This is a genomic window from Fusibacter ferrireducens, from assembly GCF_015352425.1.
Classification (GTDB): Bacteria; Bacillota; Clostridia; order Peptostreptococcales; family Acidaminobacteraceae; genus Fusibacter_A; species Fusibacter_A ferrireducens.
Genome location: NZ_JADKNH010000005.1, coordinates 62666 through 84233 on the forward strand (window position 1 = coordinate 62666; position 21568 = coordinate 84233).

Consider the following 21568-nt stretch of genomic DNA (forward strand, 5'->3'; position numbering starts at 1 on the left):
ATGGATAAGAACACATGTTCAATGATAAATTTTAATGTATTTCTAATCAAAGTCACATCGAAATGCGTTAAACTGATGAGGATGGACTAGATATGGCAGATCAATATTTGAGCAAAATATCTGTAAGAGGTCTTGTGGAGTTTGTGTACAGAAGTGGCGATTTGGATTTGAGATTTCAAGGCAAGTCCAGAGCGGCTGAAGGCACACGCATTCATCAACGCATACAAAACTCTCAGGGAATGGATTATGATAAAGAAGTCTTTTTACAAAAGTCCTTTGAATTTGATGATCCCCACGACCAGGTGCCTGTTAAACTTGTGGTCAGTGGTAGAGCAGATGGCATACTGAAGACAGAAGAAGGCTTTACAATAGATGAGATAAAGAGCACAAGTACTTTTTTGGAGGATATTGACGAGCATACATACCCGCTTCACTGGGCACAAGCTAAAATTTACGGTGCGATATTTTGTGAAGAAGAGGGGCTGGATGCAATTACCATACAGCTCACCTATGCTGATTTTGAATCCTTAAGCGTCAAGCGGATCAAAGTGCCTTATAAGCGCGATGTACTGGTCTCTTTTTTTGAGACCACAGTGGCACAGTATAAAAAGTGGGTTATTTATAGGAAAAACTGGCAAAAAATACGCAATAATAGCTTAAACGACTTGACTTTCCCATTTGCAAACTATCGCAAGGGACAAAGAGAAATGGCAGTAAGCGTCTATAATGCATTTAAAAATGGACAGAATGCTTTTATTGAGGCGCCAACGGGTATAGGCAAGACCATTTCATCTCTTTTTCCAACGTTGAAGGCGATGCATGAGGGGCTTGTAGATAAAATTTTTTACCTAAGTGCCAAGACAATTACGAAGAAAGTTGCTGAGGATACTTTAAAGGTCCTCTATAATCACAGTGATAATGCGCTTAAACTCAAGGCACTGACGCTGACTGCAAAAGATAAAATATGCTTTTTAGATCAGGCGACTTGCTATCCAGATAAATGCACCCATGCAAAAGGTCATTTTGATAGATGCAATGATGCGCTTTGGGATTTGCTTCACAACGATGTGGTACTCAGTCGGGACACCGTTGAAATCTATGCCCAAAAGCATCACATATGTCCCTATGAATTTTCACTAGATGTGGCGCTCTTTGCAGATGTGATTATTTGTGATTACAATTATGCCTTTGATCCCAGAGTCTATTTAAGACGTTTTTTCGATGCGCCCACAGAGAGTTTTGCATTCTTGGTCGATGAGGCGCACAATCTTGTGGATCGGGCAAGAACGATGTATTCAGCAGAGCTCCACAAAGATAAAGTGATGGCTATTAAAAATGAGATTAAAGCTTATGACAAATCCCTTATGAAACAGATGGAAGGGATCAATAAGATGATGCTGGAGATTCGTAAGCGATGTGATGAAGACGGCATTTATGTGGATAAAGAGGAAGTCGCTGATATTTATACACAACTTAAAAGAAGGGCTTCTGTGATTGAAAAATGGCTTGTTAAAAGCCAAAGTTCTGAAATTTATGATCTGGTACTTGATTTTTATTTTGAGATTTTAACTTATTTGAGAATTAGCGAACTCTATGATGATGGTTTTCTCTTTTATATCACAGAGGGCAATAGCTCTAAAACGACCTTTAAGCTCTTTTGTATTAACCCAGCGTCACAACTGATGCGATTTATCAACAACAGCAAGGCCTCAATCTTTTTTTCGGCGACTTTATCGCCACTAGATTATTATCAAAAGATTCTCTCAGGAGATGACAATGCGAAAAAGCTGAAATTGCCTTCGCCTTTTGATCCAAATCGAAAACTAGTGCTTTTCAGTGAAGATGTTTCTGTGAAATATAAAGATCGAGAGGCAGCACTTTTGCCGATCTGTGATTATCTTTATAATATGGGTATGAGTAAAGAGGGTAATTATATGGTATTTTTGCCATCATACACATACTTGAAACATGTGACGGATTTATTTATAACCCAATATGCGTCTGAATTTGATATAATTATTCAAGAGCGTGAAATGGATGATCAAGACAAAGAGGCATTTCTCTATCAATTTGAACACCATCATAACCTCAGAAATACAGATGAGTGTACGGCGGCAGTTCGTAGAGGCAAATCACTTATCTGCTTTGCGGTTCTTGGGGGTGTTTTTTCAGAGGGCATTGACCTCACTGGGAACTTGCTCATAGGCGTTGCGCTCATAGGTGTTGGGCTACCAATGATGAATTTCGAAAACAATCTCATTAAAGCTTACTTTGACGATTACAATCAGCAAGGCTTTGAATATGCTTATCAGTATCCAGGCATTAACAAAGTCATGCAAGGCGCAGGCCGAGTTATAAGGAGTGAGACGGATCGAGGTGTCATCATCTTGCTCGATAAACGACTATCCAACCGCTATTATAAGAGACTTTTACCAAGAGACTGGGGACATACCACAGCTCGTAGAGAAACTTCAAAGGAAATCATTCAAAATTTTTGGGAGGAGTGACCAAACGATGAAAGTAAGAAAAGCCGTTATACCTGCAGCAGGATTTGGAACTAGATTTTTACCAGCGACAAAATCAATGCCTAAAGAGATGTTGACCATCGTAGATCGCCCAGCAATTCACTACAATGTTGAGGAACTCATTGACGCCGGCATTGAGGATATACTCATTATTATTGGCAGAAATAAAGAAGAGATTCCAAATTATTTTGATCGTTCACCAGAACTCGAATTACTTTTAAAAGATAAGCACAAGGAAGATCTGTTTGATTTAACAGAGCGCATCTCAAATATGGCCAACATACACTATGTGCGTCAGAGAGATGCAAAAGGACTCGGTCATGCGGTGTACTGCGCAAAGACATTTGTTGGCGACGAGCCCTTTGCACTGTTATTGGGAGACGATCTCGTCTACTCTAAGACGCCATGCATTAAACAGCTTGCAGACATGTATGAAAAGTATGAAAGCACCATAATTGGCGTGCAATCTGTCCCTGAAGATCAAGTCAATAAATATGGCATTGTGGGGGGAATCAAAGTGGATGACGATTTATATGAAGTCAAAAATTTGGTTGAAAAGCCTGCCATAGATGAAGCGCCTTCTAACGTTGCGATTATGGGACGTTATATTCTGACAGCGGACATCTTCGAGATGATTGAAAAAACGCCTCTGGGCAAAGGGGATGAAATTCAATTGACGGACTCGCTTAAATTGCTTTTGGAGCACAAAGAAATTTATGCTTATGAATTTGATGGCAAGCGATACGATACAGGCGATAAACTGGGTTATTTAAAGGCCACTGTTGAGTATGCCTTGAGAAATGAAGAACTGTCTGAGGACTTTAGAGCGTATTTAAGAACAATTATATAAAAAGAGGGGTGCTGAACACATAATTGTATGTTCAGCACCCTTTTTTAATGGACTTTAATTTGCTTCATTAATTTCATGAATGTGCTTGATTTTTATAAAAATCACAACAGTGAAAATCACAACATTAAGAGCTCATAAATGGCAGATGCATATATTTCGGTGATCTTTAGAAGATCTTTAATTTCAATATACTCATCTCTCTGATGCATCGTGTCTTCTCTACCAGGGAGTAATGCGCCAAAGGCCACAGAATTGGGCATGCTTCGAGCATAAGTGCCACCCCCTATGGTTATCGGCTTAGAGTCTAGATCACCAGTGCGATCTCGATAGACCTTCATCAGTGTCTTAACGAGAGGATGGTTTGGCTTGAAGAACAAAGGATCCACACCACGCCATTTTGTTATTTGGATGCCTGTGTCTTGAAGTGTACTCTCCACACCGGCTTTTACAAGTTTTTCTTTTGTCGTAATGGGATATCTTACATTTACAACGACTGAGCCGTGATCCTCATCGAGCTCTATGAGACCAAGATTGAAAACGAGTTCATTGTACTCATCTTTCAGGCCAATACCAAAACTTTGACCGTTGGTTTCCATGCCAATGGTTCTGCTTAAAAAGCGTATAAAGTTTGATAGGTCTCCAATTTCCATATCGATTAAGTCCAAAAACTGAATCAGTGCAGAAATGGCATTTTTGCCTTTTTCAGGTGCGCTTCCGTGAGCTGAAACGCCGTAGGATTTTAAAACGGTAACATGATCTTCTTTTATATACTCGATTTGAGTGCCCTTTGTGGCGTTATAAGCCGTTAAGATTTCTTTAATTGGATGATTTTCAATCAGACGCGCTTCTGCATAATCAGGCACCATATTAGGGGCATTGCCCCCTTTGAGGCTTAGAATTTTGATGCCGCCATCCTCACATTTATCCGTGAAGGTCTTTTCAAGTTTAAAAACGATGATTCCCATTTCACCATGAATTACTGGGAAATCTGCATCAGGACTAAAGGAAACGGTGGGAACTTCCTCGTGTTTTAAATAGTGTTTGATACATGAACTGCCACTTTCCTCATCTGTTCCGAGAATGAGGCGTACTCTTTTCTTAGGTTCAATGCCAATATCCTTAAGTGCTTTCATCGCATATAAGCTGGCGATTGCAGGGCCTTTATCATCTATAGCGCCTCGCCCATAAATTCTATCGTTGGCGATTGTGGCGCTAAAAGGTGGATAGGTCCATTGATCGCCTTCAGGGACCACATCAAGATGACATAAGATACCGACCATTTCTTTGCCTTCTCCAAATTCGATATAACCGACATGATTCTCCATATTTTTCGTCTTAAAACCTAAGGCATCACCGAGGGACAAGGTGTATTCAAGTGCGTCTTGAATGCCCTTTCCAAATGGCATATCGCCCTGAGCCGGCGCTTTGACACTTTTAATTTGGATGAGTTCTCGTGTGGATTGAATGACCTCATCTTTAAAGAGTTGAACCGTTTTTTCAAAAGTCATGTTATTTACCTCCGTTTTTTATAGGATTGCCAAGATAATCACCTTTCACAAGCCATTTCAGGAAAGCCTCTTTGGATAAATCTTCAGCATATAAATCGTCGAGTTTTTTTAACATCGTACTGGACTGTTCAATGCCTTGATTAAAATGGATGTTGAAAGCATCAAATTTAAGTGATTTGAGGTCTGTTTCTGTAAAATGATTGGGATACATGAGCTGAGACAAATCGTACTTAAAGAGTTTTGAAAAATTCTGAACCCATGGGTTTTTGCCAATGAGATCAGAGAGCAACACTTTTTGTATGACGAACATGTCATCATAGGCAGAATCGAAATCCTTACTCAAAATACTGGAATTTATAGAGAGTGAATGCAGTATAGGAGACCATAAATGCTTTAAATATGCCGTGGCATGATTTTTATAAGGCGTTACCGTCAGGGTATGAATAGGAACCTGTTCATAATAGGTCACGCACAATGCATCCAAAGCGAGTTCATAAACCTTATGAGCGCGTGGCTCAGGGGCATGCGAACAGATATGTGGATGACACTCAGCATCCAGAATATAATGTGTTAGGTAGCCAGCAACATAAGCCCTTATTGGGGGATGTGTACTCTCGATGGCACAGTCAATCAACAGTTCGAGTGTCCTATGGACATCATGGTGATGAAAATGTGTCCCAAGTGCACTGTAATGCCTTTTTGAAAAAGGGTTTATCTGATGGATATAATAGTAAAAATCAGGACCCTGCGCACCGAAGCAGTAATCTTTCATCAGATCACCTTCAAAGCTTGGTTTTGAGTCCTTAAATTGTAAGTAACGCGTGTATGCTTTTTGAGCGGCAATATGATGGCTCCAAAAATCTGGCAAGACAATCACCTCGACAATAGATTTGATTCACTTCATCATATTATACACCAAATCATAAAACTTGTGTTTCCAAAAGAATCGCTGTAAAATAATAACGGCTAAAAAAATTAGGAAAAGAGGATGATCATGGAGACTATCACAGCACTTTGTAAAACCCTTATTGATGAAGAAAAAATAATACAGATGGTATTGAGTAATGTTAAGAAGGGCGTTGAAAAGACTTATCAAAAAGTAGAGATCAAGCCAGTGCTCATTAAAGAAAGATATCTCTATCATGTTTCCTATTTTTATGAGCAGAAGGTGAAGCACGAGAATTTAGATGGAGAGGCTTTGATGGGCGTGCTCAGTGAACTCTTGGGCGCATATTTTAAACAGGGGGTCATATTTACATCGGAACAGGATTATCAAATTCTTTTCAGTAAAAAGGGAAAAGGCACTTTGCTCAAAAAGGCACCGACTAAATTTGGAATAAACTTATCTCATAATAGAGAAAAGAACTATATTCTTAAAGAGGGCACGCCATGTGATTTTTTAGAGGCACTTGGGGTGATGGATGCCTCTGGGAAAGTCTATAAGAAAAAATATGATAAATACAGACAACTCAATAAATATTTAGAATTTGTAGAAGATGCACTGGATGTTCTTAAAAGCGAAAATGGTCCTATTAAGATCATTGATTTTGGATGTGGCAAAGCTTATTTGACTTTTGCGCTTTATCACTATTTGGTGACTCAAAAAGGGCTTGAGGTAGAGATTATTGGCCTTGATTTAAAAGAGGATGTTATTGAATACTGCAATCAAGTGGCAAAGGATTTGAAATATACAGGGCTTAGATTTGAACTGGGTGATATAAAAGATTATAAGTACAAAGGCAATGTTGATATGGTGGTTTCACTGCACGCTTGTGATACTGCTACAGATGAAGCGCTTGGAAAGGCATGCGCTTGGCATGCCAAGGTGATTTTTGCGGTGCCTTGTTGTCAGCATGAACTCTTTAATCAGATTGAGCAACCCAATTTAGAGCCGCTTTTAAGGCATGGTATTATCAGAGATAAATTTGCAACTTTAGTGACAGACACCCTTAGAATGACCGCGCTTGAAGTCATGTCTTATGAAACTCAGATGCTTGAGTTCATAGACTTAGAGCATACGCCGAAAAACATACTCATAAGGGCCTATTTAAAAGACAAAACCAAGGCAGATGAGCAAGTCGCAGTGAAAACCTACGTGGATTATCGAAATTACTTTTCTGTGAAACCTCATATTGAGAAAGCACTTGGACAAGTCTTTCATGATAAATTGCATTCGTATAATGACGAATTATAAATATTTATGTTCTGAAATAATTCGGAATTCAATTGACTTTGCGGGACCATTCTGTTAATATGACTATGGAATAATTTGATGTGCTATTAAAGTCACACCTTTGAAGCGATTATGCTTTGAAAATGACTGATTATATAAAGTGAGGTGTTTTTATGTCAACTGTTGTTATTGTAGGCGCACAGTGGGGCGACGAAGGAAAAGGAAAAGTTATTGATTATCTTTCAAAACAGGCTGATGTTGTTGTACGCGGTCAAGGTGGAAACAATGCAGGACATACTGTAGTTGTTGGAGACCAAAAGTATGCACTGCGATTAATTCCATCAGGTATTCTAAACAAAGATACGATTAATGTCATTGGCAATGGCGTCGTGTTTGATCCAGAGGGATTTTTAAACGAAATTGAAGGCTTAAAACAAAAAGGTGTTGATGTTTCTTCAATTAGAATCTCAGATAGAGCACACGTGGTATTTCCGTATCATAGAGAAATAGATAAACTTGCTGAAGAGGCAAGAGGTGCCGATATGATCGGGACCACAAAAAATGGCATTGGCCCTTGTTATATGGACAAAGTTGAAAGAAGTGGGATTAGAATCTGTGATTTTATAGATGCCCCTTTCTTTGAAAAGATATTCAGATCACAAATGGAAAACAAAAATGAAATCATCACTAAAATTTATGGTGGTGAACCCCTTGACATAGATGCAACCCTCCAAAAATATAATCTCTATGCAGAGGCCATTAAGCCCTTTGTCAGAGATACTTCTGTAATCGTGTACGAAGCACTTCGAGCAGGAAAAAAAGTTTTACTTGAGGGGGCTCAAGGCACTTTACTTGACCTTGACTATGGAACTTATCCGTATGTCACCAGTTCACATCCTACATCGGGTGGATTTACAATCGGTTCGGGCATTGGACCGAATGAGATCAACGAAGTCGTTGGCATCACTAAAGCCTATACGACAAGAGTTGGGAAGGGGCCATTTGTTACAGAACTTGATAGCGAAGTAGGCGATCTGATCCGAGAAAGAGGCAGAGAATTTGGTACAGTCACAGGTAGACCGAGAAGATGCGGATGGCTGGATACGGTTATGGTGAAGTATTCACAACGTGTCAACGGAATGACTTGTATTGCTCTGATGTTGCTGGATGTGCTCTCGGGTTTTGAGACACTTAAAATCTGTACGGGTTACGAATATAACGGCGAAGTGATAAATGATTTCCCAGCAAGTCTTAATGTGCTTGGTCAGTGTAAACCTATTTATGAAACACTTCCAGGATGGCAAGAAGATATTTCTGAATGTGATACGTTTGAGAAGTTACCTGTAAACGCTCAAAATTATATTAAGCGCATTGAGGAACTGGTTGGTATTCCTGCTAAAATCATCTCTGTTGGACCAAAGAGAAGCCAAACAATCATCAGAGGTGACATCTATTAAGCAAACTTTAAAATGGACAGTCTTACATTTAGGGATAGTTTTTATTCAATAGGCCTAGATAAAATAGAACTGGGGCTTGATTATATAAAAATAGAGCGTATGATATAATTAAGTTTATATATAAAGTATCAGCTTCCTCAATGATTACATAGTGTAATACTGGGGGAGCTGTTTTTAGGTTGCAGTAGAGCGGGTATAGAATAGAAAAATTGGAATTAAGAGATTCATTGATGTAATTGGCGTGAGATGATTTTAATGGGGTGAGAGGCATGGAAAACAAGGTAATTCATATGGATGAAGTGCAGAATATTATGAACAAGACCATACAGGCGATAGACGACAGTAGAGATCAATTGCTTGATATTGTTGAGACTGCCAGAGAAGAATATGATCTTCTTAAAGCGGAACTTGCAAACCTCAAAAGGGATATTGACCGTGTCATCAGCGAAGTCGATAGACTTTCCATAAAGGATAAAATGGTAAGAAACCATCTAGCTAACGTTTCTAAGGCTTTTAACACACATACTGAAGAGGATATTAAGCAAGCTTATGAGAGGGCATCTGATGTAAGAATAGAATTGACTTCTATACGCAAAGAAGAAGAACTGCTCAAAACAAGGCGTTCTATGCTGGAGATATCCATGAAACGCTCTATGAAAAACATCCAAAATGCAGAACATGTGGTCAATCAAGTGACGATTGCAGTAAGCTACTTAAAAGGTGAGATATTCTCTGCAATTGAGGATATGGGCGCAGAGAGCATGCTTCTTGGTGTGAAAATTTTGGAGGCTCAGGAAAACGAGCGCAGGAGAATTTCACGAGACATCCATGATGGCCCAGCTCAACAGATTGCTTCCATCGTTATGAAAGCGGAATTCTGTGAACGCATCATCAAAAATGATTTTGAAAAGGGCATGAGAGAGCTTGCTGAAATGAAAGCTGCTACGAAGAAGGCTCTTAAAGAAGTCAGAGATATCATTCAGGATTTGAGGCCGATGTCTCTAGATGAAATCGGTCTCAATGAAGCCATTGAAACATATGCAGTGAACTATGGTAAAACGCATCAGATCTCCGTAAAGACGAGAATCAAGAAAATGACTTTTCCTGTGGAGGCAATCATACAAGTGGCAGTGTTCAGACTCGTACAGGAGATTCTCAACAATGTAAAAAAGCATGCCAAAGCCAGTCAAGTCAACATTGAACTTGAATATGATGCCGTGTATCTTAGATTGATAGTTGCGGATGATGGTGTGGGATTTGATTTAGAAAAGACTTTAAAAAAAATAAAAATGGAACATACTTCTTTTGGCCTTTTAGGGCTTTATGAACGCGTCAATCAACTAAGAGGAGAACTTGAAATTGTATCTGAATTTGGAGAAGGCACGACTTGCACAATTAAATTGCCAATAAATCGGGAAGTGATTGCTCATGAACGACAGTAGCGGAAGCGTGAAAATAGCATTAGAAAGATGATCAAACGAGATCACGATCCATAACCTTCTAAAAGGCGATGAATCGTGATCTCTTTTTTGTATCCATTATTTCCGATCGGATAACGGTGTGTATTTTTGGCGTTGATGTGGACACACATAGGCTGGTCGGATGATCTTTGTGTCACTCATAACCTGTTCAATTCGATGTGCGCACCATCCTGCCATACGTGCCACTGCAAAGAGTGGTGTATAGAGTTCTTCAGGAATATCTAACAATTGATAGACAAGTCCAGAGTATAAATCCACATTTGCACAGATGGTCAAACCTGGCCCCTTCTTTTTTCTTAAGAGTTCAATACCGATGAGCTCCACATTTTCATAAAGTGAAAATAACTTCAACTTGCCTTTTTCAGTGGCAAGTTGTCTTGCCTTTTCTTTTAAAATAACAGCCCTTGGATCAGATTTAGTATAGACTGCATGTCCCAAACCATAAATTAGACCTGAACCATCATAGGCTTCTTTGTTAATGACTTTTTCAAGATAAGCTCTAATTTCGTCTGCGTTGCCAATATCGGTGACATTTTGGTTGAGGTCGAGCATCATATCTCTGACGCGATTATTGGCGCCGCCATGTTTGGGTCCTTTTAAAGAGCCCACTGCAGTGCTGATGGCCGAATAAGTGTCTGTGCCACTGGATGAGACCACATGCACAGCAAATGCAGAGTTATTGCCGCCTCCATGATCTGCGTGAAGCACAAGTGCCAAATCAAGTGTGGATGCTTCAGTTTCAGTATATTGGTTATCGCTTCTAATCATGTGCAGAATGTTTTCTGCTGTGCCCACACCCTCTTTGGGTGCATGTATGAAGAGACTTTTGCGATCAAAATAATGGCGTTTCGCTTGGTAACCATAGGAGACAATGGTGGGCACCCGGGCAATGAGTTTGATACACTGAAGAATAAGATTTTCAACGGCAAGCTCATCAGGATGTTCATCATGTGAATACAAGACCAAAATACTTCTCTGAAGCTTATTCATGATATCTTGGCTTGGAATCTTAAGAATCATATTTTCTGTGAAACCTTGGGGTAATTGTCTGTAGGCATCAATCATATTGTTGAAGTCTTCAAGCTCTTGTGGATTTGGAAGTTGTCCAAAGAGGAGTAGGAAGATCGTCTCTTCAAACAAGCGTGTACCACTGGAAGCATTTTTACTGACAATATCATAGAGATCAATACCACGATAGTAAAGACGTCCTTCATCAGGACTTTTTTCTCCATCTATCAACTGATAGCCGTGAACGTCACTGATGCCTGTAATGCCTACAAGGACACCAGTACCGTTGTTATTTCTGAGGCCGTGTTTAATATCAAATCGTTTAAAATTTTCAGGTGCAATGACATTATTTTGATTCGCAAGATCAACTAAGTGCTGATTTGTGAGTTTTAGCTGTTTTAAGTCCGTATTTTGACCGGGTAAAACTTGATTAAAAATATCGGCAAAGCCCATAGTGACACCCCCTTTATAAATTATAATTTCCCCTTAGAGTCTTTTTATAACGGCATCGGTGAACTCAGACGTTGTAAGTGTTCCTCCTAGGTCCTTGGTTCTTGTATCCGCATGATCCAAGACGGCAGTGATGGCTTGAGTGATCGCCTGTGCGGCTTTCATTTCGCCAAGATGTTCAAGCATGAGGACACCGGAAAGAATGCAGGCCGTCGGATTGGCCAAATTTTGACCGGCAATATCTGGCGCACTGCCGTGTACGGGTTCAAAGATTGCCATATCTTCACCGATGTTTGCGGAAGGTGCAAGTCCAAGGCCGCCTATCAGACCAGCTGCAAGATCTGATAAGATATCGCCATAGAGATTTGTAGTGACGATAATGCCGAATTGAGAGGGCTTCATCACCATTTGCATAGCGGTATTATCCACGATCATCTCCACCAATTCAACTGTTGGATATTTTTTGGCCACAGCTCTGACAGTTTCTAAGAAGAGACCGTCGCATTGTTTTAGAATGTTGGCTTTATGAACTACGGTGATTTTAGAAGCATTTAATTTTAGGGCATGTTCAAATGCGGCTGTTGCAATTTTCATGGATGCGCTACGCGTTGTCACTTTTTCTGCAACGATATGATCTTCCGAAATAACATGTTCTATGCCGGCATATAACCCTTCCGTATTTTCTCTGAAGATGACGAGGTCGATGGATTCGTCATATCGAGTAGGGATAATTTTTTTTATGGGTCTCACATTGGCATAGAGATTGTATTTTTGTCTGAGAAAGACATTGATGCTTTTAAAACCAAATCCAATAGGCGTTGTAATGGGCCCTTTTATAGCTACTTTATTCGTTTCAAGACTCTTGAAAAGTGCCTCACTGAGTTGTCCATCTACAATATTGAATACTTCCCAATCGATTTTTAAGTCACTGTGAAGTTCAAGCGCTGCATCTATAATGGATCGAGTGCTTCCGGAGACTTCTGGACCGATGCCATCCCCTTTAATTAATGTAATTTTCACGATAAACCTCCAATTTTGATGTAATTTAAATAACCACGGTTTAAAAGTATTTGACGCTCGCGTTCGGAGCCTGTAAAATGAGCTGCAATTTTGCATTTGTCATTTGTGAGAAAAACATTTGTTCCTTCCGATATGGCAGATTCAAGCCCTTGAACTTCAAAAGTCATTTCAGGTGTAATCAGATCATAATCATCTGGGTTATTAAAGACTATAGGCGCAATACCTGCGTTGATGAGATTAGATCTGTGGATTCGAGCAAACGATTTTGCCAAAACAATTCTCACCTTTAGATAAAGAGGCACAAGTGCGGCATGTTCTCTGCTGGAACCTTGCCCATAATTTTTACCGCCGATAATGAGAACATGGTCCATGGATTTGCATCTTTCGGGAAACTCGGGATCAATGTTCTTAAAGCAATACTCTGAAAGATACGGAATATTAGAACGAAACGGCAACAAACTTGATGTGGAAGGCACAATGTCGTCTGTGGTGATGTTATCCTCAGTAATGAGTCCAACCTTGACGTTTTTGATTTCTCTTACATCAAAGCTATCTGGCAGCGGTTTGATGTTTGGACCTCTCACAATTTCACCTTTGCAGGTGGGTTGAACCAAGAAACTGTCATTGGTTGTAAACTTTTTAGGCAGTTTTATCTGCTGAGCTGTTTTAGGTGCAGTGACTTGACCCGTGATCGCAGAAAGTGCTGCTGTAAGTGGACTTACTAGATAGACGCCTGCGGAAGGCGTACCGCATCTGCCTTTAAAGTTTCGATTAAAAGTCCTAAGTGAAACGCCTTCACTGATTGGCGATTGTCCCATGCCGATACAAGGCCCACAAGAAGGTTCGAGAATTCGAGCACCTGCTTTAATCATATCTGAAAGTGCGCCGTTTTCTGCAAGCATGGTATATACATTACTTGAGCCTGGCGTTATGGAAAGGCTTACGTGAGAGGCTATCTGCTTGCCTTTTAATAGTGCTGCAACTTGCATCAAATCTGAGAAGGAGGCATTTGTGCAGCTGCCAATAGCCACTTGGTTGACTTTCAAGCCCTCTATTTCAGAAACGGAAGTGACATTATCCGGCGCGTGTGGTTTGGCCACCATTGGGATGATCTCACTGAGGTTGACGATGAGCGTATCATCATATACGGCATCTGGTTCTGCATATAACGGCGTGAAATCACTTTCTCGATTTTGTCTTTTTAAAAAGGCATGTGTGATGGAATCGCTTGGGAATATAGATGTCGTCGCACCGAGTTCAGCCCCCATATTGGTCAGGACAGCGCGATCCGGAACATCCAGTGAGCGTATGCCCTCGCCGCCGTATTCGATGATGTAGCCGACGCCACCTTTTACAGTGAGCTTTTGAAGAATCACTAAGATAATATCTTTAGCAGTAACGCCTGGTGATGGTATGCCATCGAGTTGAATCTTCATCTTTTTAGGATTTCGAATAAAGTATTTGCCTGTTGCCATGGCAGTGGCAACGTCTAAACCCCCTGCACCAATGGCGAGCATACCGATGCCGCCAGCTGTGGGCGTATGACTATCCGATCCCAACAGTACTTTAGTTGGCTTTGCAAAGCGTTCAAGATGAACCTGATGACAGATGCCACCACCTGCTTTAGAGAGTATGATGCCAAACCGATCTGCACAGGATTTGATGTATTCATGATCATCAGCATTTTCTGTAACCGTTTGAAGAGTATTGTGATCAATATAGGCAACGGAAAGCTCAGTGGCAACTTTTTCGATCTGCATAGCTTCAAGTTGTAGATATGCCATAGTGCCAGTTGTATCTTGAGTCAATGTCTGATGCACTTTAATACAAATTTCATCCTCTGTCTGTGAAATGAGGTGAGCGTCAATAATTTTATCAAATAGTGATTTCATATGGGAAGCCTCCTTTGTATACATTATAATTGTATACAATTATACATAAGACCTTTGTTTCGGTCAAGAGGATTTTCCATAAAAAAAAACTTTTTTGCAACATTTTAAAAGACTTCTTTCAAAATGAGTGAGATCATTCTAAAAAAAGTCTTTCTGAGTCGTACTTTTGTATGAAATTATTTTAAAAATGATAAAAACTGCAAAGAGACTTGCAGTTTTGAATGTGTGATTGAATTGCCGATTGTAGTATTACAATCTTATATTGAGTTAATGAATGAGAAAGTATTCTAATTCAATGAATGATAAAGGGGTTATACTTCCCATCTAACATCTGGACCATAAAACTTGATGAGCTGAAAATGCCCTTTAATCCGAGAATCAATACGATCATTATAGAAAGAAGCTATTTCAGAGAGCTTAATATTGGTGGAGATAATGACGCTTTTCTCATTGAGAATGCGCGTGTTGAGAATATTGTAAAATTCATTGATGGTAAAATTATTGGCAGTCTCTGTCCCGAGGTCGTCAATAATGAGTAGATCACAATCGAAGAGTTGTTGATATGCCATTTGGATAAACTCGTTGTTTTTATCGGTAAAGGTTCTTTTTTCAAGGATATTGATGATGCCAAAAGGCGTCTGATAGATAACGGAAAAACCTTTGTCCAAAAGCGCTTTAGCAATTGAATTGCAAAGGTAAGTTTTCCCAAGACCACTTGAACCAAAGAACAACAGGTTTTTATTGTTGGGGAAGGACTCAACAAAAGCTTCGCTTTCGGATAAAATTTGCATCATGTTTTCGCGCTGGGTAAGTGATTCTTTTGCAAGCGCTTCATCAGAAAACACTTTGAGATTAAAGTGCTCAAAATTTTGTTTTTCCATTTGCTTTTCAATATTGGACATTTGGTAAGCGACGCTGATGAGTTTTTGATTGAAACAAGAACAGCGTTCATTGGTTTCAAGATAGCCTGAATCGCCACATTTTGAACATTTGGGTTGGAGTTCCAAGTAATTCGTAGGGATATTGTTCTTGATCATAATCATCGCCTTTTCTGATTTTAAGGCGTCTAAAGAGAGCTTGAGTTCTTGCAACATAATTTCCGCATCTTGTGGGGATTTCATAATGGCTTTAGAAATTTCTGCTCCGATTTGGCTCATTTGAAGATCAATTTCCTGAAGTCTCGGAAATCTTTCATATAGCAGCATTTTACGGACCTTGCGATCGTGTTTGTTCAATTCTTGTTGACGTTTGTAACTGTCAAAGATCTCTCTGTATGGATTAGATGTATTCATAAAGTAATAACCTCATTCATTTCAAGTTTTTTCCCTTTTTAAGGAGTAAAGCTTCAAGTTCATCCTCTGAATAGGTGCGTTCTTTTTCTATCGTATATTGTTTTTTGCGTGATTTGGCCGGGATAGATTTTTGAGAAGCTGTATTTTCGGGTTTTTCAGTTCGGCTATAGGCTTCAAATGTCAAGATATTTCTAGCATGCAAATCTTTTAAACGGGTCTCAATATAGTTGAAATTCATATTCATCGTGCTTTTCGAAAAGCTTTTGAGCAGATCATAGAGGTCGTTGGGTTCAAAGTGATATTCATCTATCCAACGGTCAATGGCCTCTTTCTCCGCCTGATTTGCCATGCGAAAAGACATCCCCAGTATACGTAAAACTTCTTTATAGACTTTAAATCGGCGCGTGGACATCTCAATGGATTGATCAATGGCCTCAATTGTACTGAAACCTTGATCAATCCAACTGTTTAAAAGAGAATCAATTGCTTTAATATTTCTGATATTTCTTTCAATGTAGTTGTATTCAAAAGCGCGAACAATAATGTCGGCATTTTTATAATAGTGTGTGTAAAAATCGTTGATTTTTCTGTAATCGGCGTGCTTTAAAGGCGTTGCAATGATTTTTTCAATCCGTGCACAAAGCGCCTTAAATTTTTCGTTTTCTTTCACAAACACCGCATTTTTTGCAGAGGCTGTCTTAGAGGGCGCTGTGGATTTAGAAACAAAGTTATCTAAAATATAGAGTTCCCTTAAAGATAAAAATTCAACATCATAAGCCACCTGATCTTCGTGAAAATGTCTTACGATGAGTTTTTTACCTTCCCAATAGATCCAAGCTTCATGTATGTCTTCAATTGGTATTTTCAACATATTGGCAAGAACAGCATTGTCAAAGCGATAGTTTTTATTTTCTTCTTTGGAAAATAAAAGCCCCATCAAGTATACTTTGACATACGTGCCGCTGGCAATGGGGAGAAAATCTGTAATGAACATATTCTCAATATTGAGTTCGCCGATATCAAATGATGGTATTTTTCGATAAAAACCCATTTTTCCCCCTTTAGTACACTGTTAGAGTGTCAAATTTCAAAAGTAGAGTAGCCTTCGTCCAAGTGTTGTCGTCCATAAGTGGTACACGATACAGCAAAGGGCGAAAGGATTAAGCTAAATGGATGTGACACTCTAATCATACTTTCTATAGTCATAAGTTAATGTAGCAATATTATAGCATAAAGCCCTAAATATAGACACCATCATAAAAGGATGCAGCTGAAGAACACTTTTTTTTATTCAATAAAACCCCATAATGTTGTTGTATAATCACAATATAAATCAATATATTGTAGATGACGTGATTTTCAAAAAAAATAAAAAATTAAAACATTTATCTCTAATTCTCCATGTGATATAATAAAATAGGTATTTTTGTAGATTTAGAGAGAGATGATACAAAACCACTTACTTAAAAGGAGTATAGGATGGGGAAACAGAAAGAGAATCGTACGTATCAGAAACGGGTCTATAAGCATACACCACAGAAATACTATATAAAAGGCGATCGAAATATTGCAAGAAAAGAGAGAGTGCTCGAGTGGCTTGTCAGAATCATTGCAATGTTATTCTACCCTGTATATATGTTGATGGTAGGCTTTAATAAACTCGTAAAATACGTAAAGACAAAGGATTGGAAATCTGTGCTGAACATAAAAGGATTGAATGCACAAAAAAAGCAGAATTCGAACCCGTATTATAAGAAGTCAAATTCAAAATCGAAAAAGGGCACGAACAAATCGACTTTATCGAGAAAAGATCTCTCTTTCAAATTTTCAGGTGACAAATTTAAAGAGCGTATTTCAGCATTTGCGAGCAAGTCTTTAGAGTTATTTAAGACACATAAAATTATAGCGATTTCTGTCTTGACAGGCATTGTTGCCTTAGCAGGAGGCGGTTATGCGTGGACACATATTCATAAGACACCTACGATAGATTTGGCAACAGGAGAAATGCACATCGTTTCAGTGGGCAATAAAACAGTTTCTTCGGAACCGCTTTTGGAAAAACCATATATTGAAAACTTAGGATTTGCAAGTTTGGAGTCCTATCAAATAAAAGCGAATGGCAATGTTTTATGTAATTTTAAAACAGAGGCTGAAGCCAATCAATTGCTAGATGATCTTAAGAAGATGTACACGAGTAATGCAGCTGTTGAATTTTTAGAAACCTATTTCAGCGAAGAGGTTGAAGTCGACAAAGGTTATGTTGAAATCACTAAATTCAATGGTTATGATGAATTGGAATCTGCACTCGCATTCATTGTGAAGGGCACAAAAGAAGAGAAATTACATGAAGTTCAAAAGGGTGAAAACTACTGGGTCATTGCAAGTTATTATGGTATTAACCCTTCTGATCTCGAAAAGGCAAATCCGAATGTCAAGCCTGAAACATTGCAGATCGGGCAAAAAATAAGTTTGGTTGTACCACGACCTCTAATCAGCGTCTGTACAGTTGAACAAGCTGCTTACAACACCGAAATGCCTTTTAACGTCACTTATGAGGAGACGAATTCTCTCTACAAGGAAGAGACGAAGACAAAGGTAAAAGGCGTACTTGGTGAAAAAGCTGTTGTGGCTAAAATTACACGTCAAAATGGTAGAGAAATTGGACGCATAATTATTGAAGAGTCCGTGATTTCCGAGCCAGTTGATAAAGTTGTTTACAAGGGGACAAAAGATCCTCCGCCTAAAATGGGTACAGGTGTACTGGCAAAGCCGACTTCGAGAGGTGTTATCACATCTGGATTCGGATGGCGATGGGGAAGACGTCATGAGGGTATTGATATTGGACTTCCAGTCGGTTCTGATGTGAAGGCAGCGGATGGTGGCGTTGTCACTTTGGCAGCTTATAGCAGTTCTTATGGAAACTATATCATCATAGATCATGGTGGTAACATGTCTACGCTTTATGCACATAACAGCAAGCTGTTGGTGAAAAAGGGCGATAAGGTTTACAAGGGACAAGTGATCAGCAAAAGTGGTAACACAGGGAGAAGCACAGGACCACATCTCCACTTTGAAGTTCGTAAAAATGGTGTTCCTCAAGACCCAACAAAGTATGTGAATTATTAATTTGAGAATGAAGGAAGTGTTAGCGTGGGCTATGCTTCCTTTTTTTAAAGACTTTAAACCTTTATTATAATAAGATATAATGGGTGTAGTTGAAAAAAATAAAATGACGGATGTTGAATCAAATCGGATGTGTATGAGCTTTCGCGATCATTACGGCGCAAAAGGTTACGGACGGCTGGATGAGTTCAACGCTTTGGACAGATTGTTATATATGTAAATGAGTATGCGCACAATAAGGGGGCGGAAGTATGAGTAAAAAGATTTTGATTGTGGATGATGAAAAGCCAATCTCGGATATTATCAAGTTTAATTTGTCGAAAGAAGGCTATGAAATTGATACCGCATTTGATGGTGATGAAGCGCTTAAAAAGGTATATCAGTTTCAACCGGATTTGGTACTATTGGATGTGATGTTGCCTAAATTAGATGGCTTTCAAGTTTGCAGAAAAATTAGAGAGAGCTTTAATATGCCCATCATTATGTTGACGGCAAAAGAAGAAGAAGTAGATAAAGTGCTTGGTTTTGAACTGGGTGCAGATGACTATATTACAAAGCCTTTTGGTATGAGAGAGCTAATCGCTCGTGTTAAAGCCAACATTAGAAGAGTTGAACTCCTGGATGTGGATTCAGGTGGCAATAATATCATTACAGCAGGCAAACTTCATATAGATCTCGATCGATATGAAGTCAAAAAAGAAAATGAAGTGATTGAATTGACGCTCAGAGAATTTGAACTCTTGAAGTTCTTGGCGACACAATCCAATCAGATTTTCACAAGGGAACAACTTCTCAAAGATGTCTGGGGCTATGAATACTTCGGAGATATTAGAACGGTGGATGTTACCGTTAGACGTCTTAGAGAAAAAGTGGAAGATGATTCAAGTGAACCCACTTACATTATGACTAAACGCGGTGTAGGCTATTACTTTAAAAAGAGCTAAAAAAGGCGTTTAAGGGAGGGTTAATGTTTACAAGCATAAGATCACGATTTACAATTATTTATTTCTTGCTTGTGTTCATCGCCATGATTATTGCAGGTATTTTTATCATACAGTCTTTTGAGGATTACAACCTCAACATTGCGTCTGAAAGATTAGATGATATAGCTCAGATTATGATATCTGAGCTATCTAAAATTGAGGACAGTGACTTAGTGAGTAATAAAAAGCTTATACAAGCATCCATTGATAATCATGCAGATATCGGACTGAGAGAGGAAATATTCATAATAGATGCTGAAAGCCAGCAAATTATTGCTTCGAGTTCAGAGAATTTCGATGGCAACCTATCGGATATACTGGATGACGGTCTTGTCATCGATGGTCTTTTAGGTCAGAAAGTGGAAAAGAATATCCAAATTTCAGAGAACGTTAGGACCAAGGACAAGGTCTATCCAATTAAGTTTTCAAATAAACTGGTGGGATTGATGTACTTAAGATTTGATCTTTTGGATATCTATACGAGTCTTAACAAGACGCGTATGATCATACTTCAGGCCATATTGACTTCTTTGGGCGTGACCATTTTTATCGGCTTTATCATTTCAAAGAGCATCACGGATCCGATCAACGAGATCACTATAAAGGCCTCCAAGTTGGCTGAGGGCAATTTTGATCAGATGGTTGAAGTTCGTTCAGATGACGAAATTGGAACACTTTCGAAAACTTTTAACTTCCTGACTTTAGAGCTCAAAAAAGGCATTCGCGAAGTTTCCAGAGAAAAGAGTAAACTGGAAGCCATTATCAATTATATGGAAGATGGCCTTGTTGCCATTAACGAAGAAGGCCAAGTGATTCACCACAACCCAAAGGCTTTAAAATTATTGGGATTTGATGAAGTCTTAGATCAAGATATCATAGGGGATTTGATGTCCATATACAATTCCGGCAAATTGGGCACGGGTATTGGGACTAAAAACGTCAAATACAATAAACGCGTTCTAAAAGTCAATTTTGCGCCTTTTCTAGATGAAAGGTCTGTGAAAGTCGGGGCGGTATTTGTACTTCAAGATATCACGGAAGAAGAACGTCTAGACAATATGCGAAGAGAGTTTGTGGCAAATGTGTCGCATGAACTCAAAACCCCTCTTACCAGTATAAAGAGTTATACGGAAACGATTCTAGACGGTGTTGAAGACCCTGAACTTCAAAGAACTTTTTTAGAGGTTGTCAACACTGAAGCGGATAGAATGTCGCGTTTGGTGAGAGATTTACTAGAACTGAGCAACTTCGACTCCGATACGGTTAGACTTAAGAAAAATGAGTACAATATCAATCAGATGATCAACAGTTGTGTTTTTAAAGTTAAGGTTACTGCAGATCAAAAGAGACAGACCATCATTAAACAATTGCCAGAAAAAGCTTTAATCGCCGTTGTGGATTATGACAAGATTGAACAAGTGATCCTCAATATTCTCTCCAATGCAATTAAATACACTGGAGAGGACGGGCAAATCGAGGTAGAACTCAGGACTGGGGAAACCAGTGAATGGTTTGATATCGTGGTTATGGACACGGGGATGGGCATTCCAAAAGAAGACCTCGATAGAATCTACGAACGATTCTACAGAGTAGATAAAGCAAGGTCTAGAGCGCTTGGCGGCACAGGGCTTGGCCTTTCAATCGCCAAAGAAATCGTCGAAGCACATCGCGGTAAAATTGAAATTACTTCTGAATACGGATTGGGTACAAAAGTTACAATTTCTCTGCCGTTTCAAGAAACGCTTAACGTGTAATGCCATTTTAAATCTTATGTAATCTCTCTGTAATATACGTATTGTATAATAG

At 39.2% G+C, this 21568-nt stretch carries 15 protein-coding genes; 8 read left to right on the top strand and 7 right to left on the bottom strand.

Annotated elements, in window-relative coordinates:
- The first annotated feature begins 92 nt into the window (after window positions 1–92).
- On the top strand, window positions 93–2507 hold the full coding sequence (locus ISU02_RS09140; RefSeq protein WP_194701525.1) for an ATP-dependent DNA helicase: 2415 nt from the start codon (window positions 93–95) through the stop codon (window positions 2505–2507).
- Between the two features lie 7 nt (window positions 2508–2514).
- Window positions 2515–3375: a UTP--glucose-1-phosphate uridylyltransferase GalU gene (gene galU, locus ISU02_RS09145; protein ID WP_194701526.1), complete on the top strand. Its 861-nt coding sequence runs from the start codon at window positions 2515–2517 to the stop codon at window positions 3373–3375.
- 116 nt (window positions 3376–3491) lie between these two features.
- On the opposite strand, the gene pepV is transcribed toward galU, so the two are convergent.
- Both pepV and ISU02_RS09155 read right to left on the bottom strand, forming a co-directional pair.
- Window positions 3492–4883 (bottom strand): dipeptidase PepV, encoded by a 1392-nt coding sequence (pepV, locus tag ISU02_RS09150; RefSeq protein WP_194701527.1) that lies wholly within the window; start codon window positions 4881–4883, stop codon window positions 3492–3494.
- Window position 4884: 1 nt separating this feature from the next.
- Window positions 4885–5751: a zinc dependent phospholipase C family protein gene (locus ISU02_RS09155; protein WP_194701528.1), complete on the bottom strand. Its 867-nt coding sequence runs from the start codon at window positions 5749–5751 to the stop codon at window positions 4885–4887.
- Window positions 5752–5877: 126 nt separating this feature from the next.
- Here ISU02_RS09155 and ISU02_RS09160 point away from each other — a divergent pair, with 126 nt between their 5' ends.
- The 3 genes from ISU02_RS09160 to ISU02_RS09170 all read left to right on the top strand — a co-directional run bounded on the left by ISU02_RS09160 (window position 5878) and on the right by ISU02_RS09170 (window position 9955).
- Window positions 5878–7077 carry a class I SAM-dependent methyltransferase gene (locus ISU02_RS09160; RefSeq protein ID WP_194701529.1) on the top strand — a complete coding sequence of 400 codons (1200 nt, stop codon included), beginning with the start codon at window positions 5878–5880 and terminating at the stop codon, window positions 7075–7077.
- A gap of 152 nt (window positions 7078–7229) precedes the next feature.
- Window positions 7230–8513 (top strand): adenylosuccinate synthase, encoded by a 1284-nt coding sequence (locus tag ISU02_RS09165; RefSeq protein ID WP_194701530.1) that lies wholly within the window; start codon window positions 7230–7232, stop codon window positions 8511–8513.
- A gap of 269 nt (window positions 8514–8782) precedes the next feature.
- Window positions 8783–9955 (top strand): sensor histidine kinase, encoded by a 1173-nt coding sequence (locus ISU02_RS09170; RefSeq protein WP_194701531.1) that lies wholly within the window; start codon window positions 8783–8785, stop codon window positions 9953–9955.
- A gap of 96 nt (window positions 9956–10051) precedes the next feature.
- Here the strand turns inward: ISU02_RS09170 and ISU02_RS09175 are convergent, their stop codons facing one another.
- The 5 genes from ISU02_RS09175 to ISU02_RS09195 form a co-directional block, all read right to left on the bottom strand.
- On the bottom strand, window positions 10052–11455 hold the full coding sequence (locus ISU02_RS09175; protein WP_194701532.1) for a citrate/2-methylcitrate synthase: 1404 nt from the start codon (window positions 11453–11455) through the stop codon (window positions 10052–10054).
- Window positions 11456–11488: 33 nt separating this feature from the next.
- Window positions 11489–12475: an isocitrate/isopropylmalate dehydrogenase family protein gene (locus ISU02_RS09180; RefSeq protein WP_323985036.1), complete on the bottom strand. Its 987-nt coding sequence runs from the start codon at window positions 12473–12475 to the stop codon at window positions 11489–11491.
- Entirely contained in the window at window positions 12469–14364 is a 1896-nt protein-coding gene (locus ISU02_RS09185) for an aconitate hydratase (RefSeq protein ID WP_207736241.1), read from the bottom strand. Before ISU02_RS09185 ends, ISU02_RS09180 begins: the two co-directional genes overlap by 7 nt.
- Before the next feature lie 311 nt (window positions 14365–14675).
- Complete coding sequence (locus tag ISU02_RS09190; RefSeq protein ID WP_194701535.1) at window positions 14676–15656, bottom strand: ATP-binding protein; 981 nt, start codon at window positions 15654–15656, stop codon at window positions 14676–14678.
- 16 nt (window positions 15657–15672) lie between these two features.
- Window positions 15673–16707: a DnaD domain-containing protein gene (locus ISU02_RS09195; protein WP_194701536.1), complete on the bottom strand. Its 1035-nt coding sequence runs from the start codon at window positions 16705–16707 to the stop codon at window positions 15673–15675.
- A gap of 428 nt (window positions 16708–17135) precedes the next feature.
- Between ISU02_RS09195 and ISU02_RS09200 the strand changes: the two genes are divergently transcribed.
- From ISU02_RS09200 to ISU02_RS09210, 3 genes are all read left to right on the top strand, one after another.
- Entirely contained in the window at window positions 17136–18782 is a 1647-nt protein-coding gene (locus ISU02_RS09200) for a M23 family metallopeptidase (protein ID WP_194701537.1), read from the top strand.
- 248 nt (window positions 18783–19030) lie between these two features.
- Window positions 19031–19723, top strand: coding sequence for a response regulator YycF (yycF, locus tag ISU02_RS09205; RefSeq protein WP_194701538.1), 693 nt, complete (start codon window positions 19031–19033; stop codon window positions 19721–19723).
- Window positions 19724–19746: 23 nt separating this feature from the next.
- Entirely contained in the window at window positions 19747–21516 is a 1770-nt protein-coding gene (locus ISU02_RS09210) for an ATP-binding protein (RefSeq protein WP_194701539.1), read from the top strand.
- The last annotated feature ends 52 nt before the right edge of the window (window positions 21517–21568 follow it).